The sequence below is a fragment of the Acinetobacter lwoffii genome, from assembly GCF_024129735.1.
Lineage (GTDB): Bacteria > Pseudomonadota > Gammaproteobacteria > Pseudomonadales > Moraxellaceae > Acinetobacter > Acinetobacter lwoffii_H.
In genome coordinates this window covers 1-4,327 of record NZ_JAMXXK010000089.1, presented here as the reverse complement: position 1 = coordinate 4,327, position 4,327 = coordinate 1, and the positions used below count along the sequence as shown (strand labels likewise).

At 44.2% G+C, this 4,327-nt stretch carries 3 protein-coding genes; all 3 read left to right on the top strand.

All coding sequences use genetic code 11. From position 1 onward, the window contains the following. Positions 1 to 251 precede the first annotated feature (251 nt). The 3 genes from NI469_RS15460 to NI469_RS15450 all read left to right on the top strand — a co-directional run bounded on the left by NI469_RS15460 (position 252) and on the right by NI469_RS15450 (position 4,242). Complete coding sequence (locus NI469_RS15460) at positions 252 to 620, top strand: hypothetical protein (protein ID WP_004729209.1); 369 nt, start codon at positions 252 to 254, stop codon at positions 618 to 620. A gap of 181 nt (positions 621 to 801) precedes the next feature. Continuing rightward, a complete protein-coding gene (uvrA, locus tag NI469_RS15455) occupies positions 802 to 3,633 on the top strand; it encodes an excinuclease ABC subunit UvrA (protein ID WP_004729208.1) in 2,832 nt (943 codons plus the stop codon). 117 nt (positions 3,634 to 3,750) lie between these two features. Beyond that, on the top strand, positions 3,751 to 4,242 hold the full coding sequence (locus tag NI469_RS15450) for an AbiJ-NTD4 domain-containing protein (protein ID WP_253175648.1): 492 nt from the start codon (positions 3,751 to 3,753) through the stop codon (positions 4,240 to 4,242). The last annotated feature ends 85 nt before the right edge of the window (positions 4,243 to 4,327 follow it).

Genomic DNA, 4,327 nt, shown 5'->3' with positions numbered 1-4,327 from the left:
GAAAACCATTTTAAAGCTTTCGACTTAACCTTTTTTTACATCAATAATGGCTTCATTTAATGTCAGCATACTTTTTGAAACACCACCAAAATTTCTACTGTCATAAACCGATCATAAAAACGGCTTAGTCTGAAAAAAACAAGGATAGAACTGGCCGGTACGCTAGACCTAGCTATAAGCCCCAAATTGCCGAACAATAATTGAGAATAATTATCAATTAATAAAATCAATCCCGGAAAGAGGCAGATGATATGCACACTTTAGGCACCGAAGCGATTCGGGCATTTTTTACCCTGCAATGTTGCTGGCTCAATAATGAAGAAATCTATTTGGAACAAGGCTGTCCAGATTGTAGCTCGGCAGCGACTTATCTGATTTACCATACCAACACGCATATCCAGAAACATCTGCTGAAATTTATTGAAAAGTATCGCTGTCATCAGGCGCGACGTAACGATTTGCTCGACCTGGATTTTTTCCAAAAAGACTATGAGGACTTTCTGCACATTCTGGAAAATGAAGTCAATTTTTATGCACGTCTGCATCATGATGTGTCACGTGAACGCTGCTTTGAAGAGATCGAGTCTATCTTTGAACGCCATTATGCAATGGCTTATTAGGTATTGGCCTTGTACATGATCATTGTGAATATTTAAATGATCTGCTGTTGTGTTTCTTAATGTTGTGATGAATTGACCAATCACCGACATAACTTGACGTTTAAAATACTTTTATTTGCACTTGAACATTTTTCATCCGGTATCATATAAGGGTTTTTGATGAATATTCTAGGATCCTTGCATGAGCCAAAGCCACATCCGTATTCGAGGCGCACGTACCCATAACCTGAAAAATGTGAACCTTGATATACCACGCGACAAGTTTGTGGTGATTACGGGACTGTCTGGTTCAGGAAAGTCCTCGCTTGCCTTTGATACCTTATATGCCGAAGGTCAGCGCCGTTATGTGGAATCGCTGTCTGCCTATGCCCGCCAGTTCCTCTCCCAGATGGAAAAACCGGAAGTGGATTCTATTGAAGGCTTGAGTCCAGCGATTGCCATCGAACAGAAATCTACCAGTCATAACCCGCGTTCGACCGTGGGTACCATTACCGAAATTTATGACTATTTACGCCTGCTGTATGCGCGTGTCGGTACACCGTTCTGTCCTGAACATGATCTGCCGATGGTGGCACAAACGGTTACTGAAATGGTCGATGCAGTCAAAGCATTAGAAGAAGGCACTGCTCTTTTACTATTAGCACCGGTGGTGCGTGAACGTAAAGGTGAATATACGGCGCTGTTTGAACAGCTACAAAGCCAGGGTTTCGTCCGCGCCCGCGTCGATGGCGAGATCATGGAAATTGATCCGCCACCAGAACTGGACAAAAAGAAAAAACATACCATTGAAGTGGTAGTCGATCGTTTTAAAGTGCGTGATGATCTGGGCAACCGTATTGCCGAAAGTTTTGAAACGGCGCTGCGTCTTGGTGGTGATATTGCGATTTTATCCTGGATGAAGGGCGAGCATAACGATCGCGTATTTTCAGCCAAGCACTCCTGCCCGCAATGTGACCGCGCGGTGGCTGAACTGGAACCGCGTTTATTTTCGTTCAACAACCCTTTTGGCGCCTGTCCGGTCTGTGATGGTCTGGGGACCCGCAGCCATTTCAGTGCCGACAAACTGATTCCCAATCCTGAAGTCAGTGTCAGTCAAGGCGCGATTCGTGGCTGGGACCGTCAGCGTCCTTACTATTACAGCATGATCCAGAAAGTCGCCGAGCATTTTGGTTTTTCTCTGGAAACTCCATGGAATGAACTGGATGCTGACACCAAGAAAAAATTTCTGTACGGCACTGGCAAAGAAAAAATTGATCTAAGTTATATCGATGAACGTGGCCGACGTCATAATCGGGTCATTCCTTTTGAAGGGATTTTGCCGCATCTGGAACGCCGTTATCGTGAAACTGAAAGTAATTATGTGCGTGATGATCTGGCGCAGTATTTATCCAATGCTGCCTGTGATGCCTGTGATGGTTCACGTCTGAATGAAATTTCGCGTAATGTGAAAATTCTGGACAAGACCATTGCTGACATTACCCGCATGTCGATCGGCGATGCTGAAAGCTATTATCAGGGTATTCATTTGGAAGGTGCACGGGGTGAAATCGCCGACAAGATTTTCAAGGAAATCCGTGAACGTCTGCACTTTCTGGTTTCGGTCGGCCTGAATTATCTCAGCCTGTCGCGTTCTGCCGAAACTTTGTCTGGTGGTGAAGCGCAGCGAATTCGTCTGGCCTCACAGATCGGTGCTGGCTTGATGGGCGTCATGTATGTGCTGGATGAGCCATCAATTGGTCTGCATCAGCGTGATAACGACCGTCTGTTACAGACCTTGATCCGTCTGCGTGATCTGGGCAATACCGTCTTGGTGGTCGAGCATGATGAAGATGCGATTCGTGCCGCCGATCATATTATTGATATCGGTCCGGGTGCCGGTGTACATGGCGGGCATGTGATTGCCGAAGGGACTTATGATGAAATTCTGGCCAATCCTGACTCGCTGACCGGAAAATATTTATCTGGCAAGTTAAAAATTGAAGTCCCGAAAAAACGGATTCAACCGCCTAAGCCTGAGGAACAGATCAAGCTGATGGGGGCATCCGGGCATAACCTGAAAAAAGTCGATCTGACCATTCCGTTGGGCATTATGACCTGTGTCACCGGGGTGTCCGGTTCAGGTAAATCGACCTTGATTAACCGGACTTTATTGCCATTAGCAGCGACCCAATTGAATGGTGCCACCACCCTGACGTCGGAAAAATTTGAATCGATTGATGGTTTGCAGTTCCTCGACAAAGTCGTGGATATTGACCAGAGCCCGATTGGACGAACCCCACGTTCTAATCCGGCGACTTATACCGGTCTATTTACCCCGATTCGTGAGCTGTTTTCCCAAACTCAGGAAGCCAAGGCACGCGGTTATGCTGCCGGTCGTTTCTCGTTTAACGTGAAAGGTGGCCGCTGTGAAGCCTGTGAAGGTGACGGCATGATCAAGGTGGCGATGCACTTCCTGCCGGATATGTATGTGCCATGTGATGCCTGTCATGGCAAACGCTATAATCGTGAAACGCTGGAAGTGAACTACAAGGGCAAGAATATTTCCGATGTCTTGCAGATGACCGTTGAAGATGCGATGCATTTCTTTGATGCCATTCCGGTGATTCACCGTCGTCTGGAAACATTGCATCAGGTGGGTCTGGGTTATATCCGTCTGGGTCAGTCTGCGACCACTCTTTCTGGTGGTGAAGCACAGCGTGTCAAACTGGCGCGTGAACTGGCCAAACGCGATACCGGTCAAACCCTGTATATTCTAGATGAACCGACCACAGGTCTGCATTTTCATGATATTGCCAAACTGCTGGATATCCTGCATCAGCTCCGTGACAAGGGTAATACCATCGTGGTGATTGAACATAATCTGGACGTAATTAAAACTGCCGACTGGGTGGTGGACTTAGGCCCTGAAGGTGGTTCGGGTGGCGGTATGATTGTCGCGGAAGGAACGCCTGAACAGGTCGTGAAAGTCAAAGCTTCTCATACGGGTAAATTTTTGAAACCGTTGTTGAAATAAAAATCTCCTCCTAGCCTCCTCTTTGATAAAGAGGAGGCATTCCCTCCTTTCGCAAAGGAGGGTTAGGGTGGATTAAAAAAATAAATCTATTCTTAAATTTGTTTGAGGGGGAACAAAATGCGATTTTCTGAAAGATATGGTTATAAGCCCGTACGTGACATTATTCAAAAAGAAAGTATAGATGATGCTTTAAAAAATGGTTTGTGGAGTGTTTTTCATAGCTATATTTGGAATCGGATTGAACATGGACATAATCAAAGCTCTTTTACCCGTAATTCAAATATATACTCGTTAGTAGAATCTTATTGGCTTAATCTTTTTAAAAACCCTACAGATACCATCCCTCAATGGACATCTGATTCTTTAAAAATAATTAGAGATTACTTTTTTAATTGTGCATGGCACGAAATTTATAGCTTGATTGAAGAAACAATTGAGCACTACCCCTATCAAAGAGTAAGTAATAAAGATTCATTTATAACTAATATCAACAATATGCTAGAGCGTGAAAATAGTGCTTACCGAATTATAAATGACGAAATCATTCCAATAACTTCCGAACAAGAAATTCAATCCATCGAAACTGCTTTAGAAAATACAAATCAATAGACTTCCTTCATAAATCATTTTTCAATCAATTTAATTGTTTATCTTTCACCCAATCTAAATTGTATATGCCAGCAAGTAAATTAAA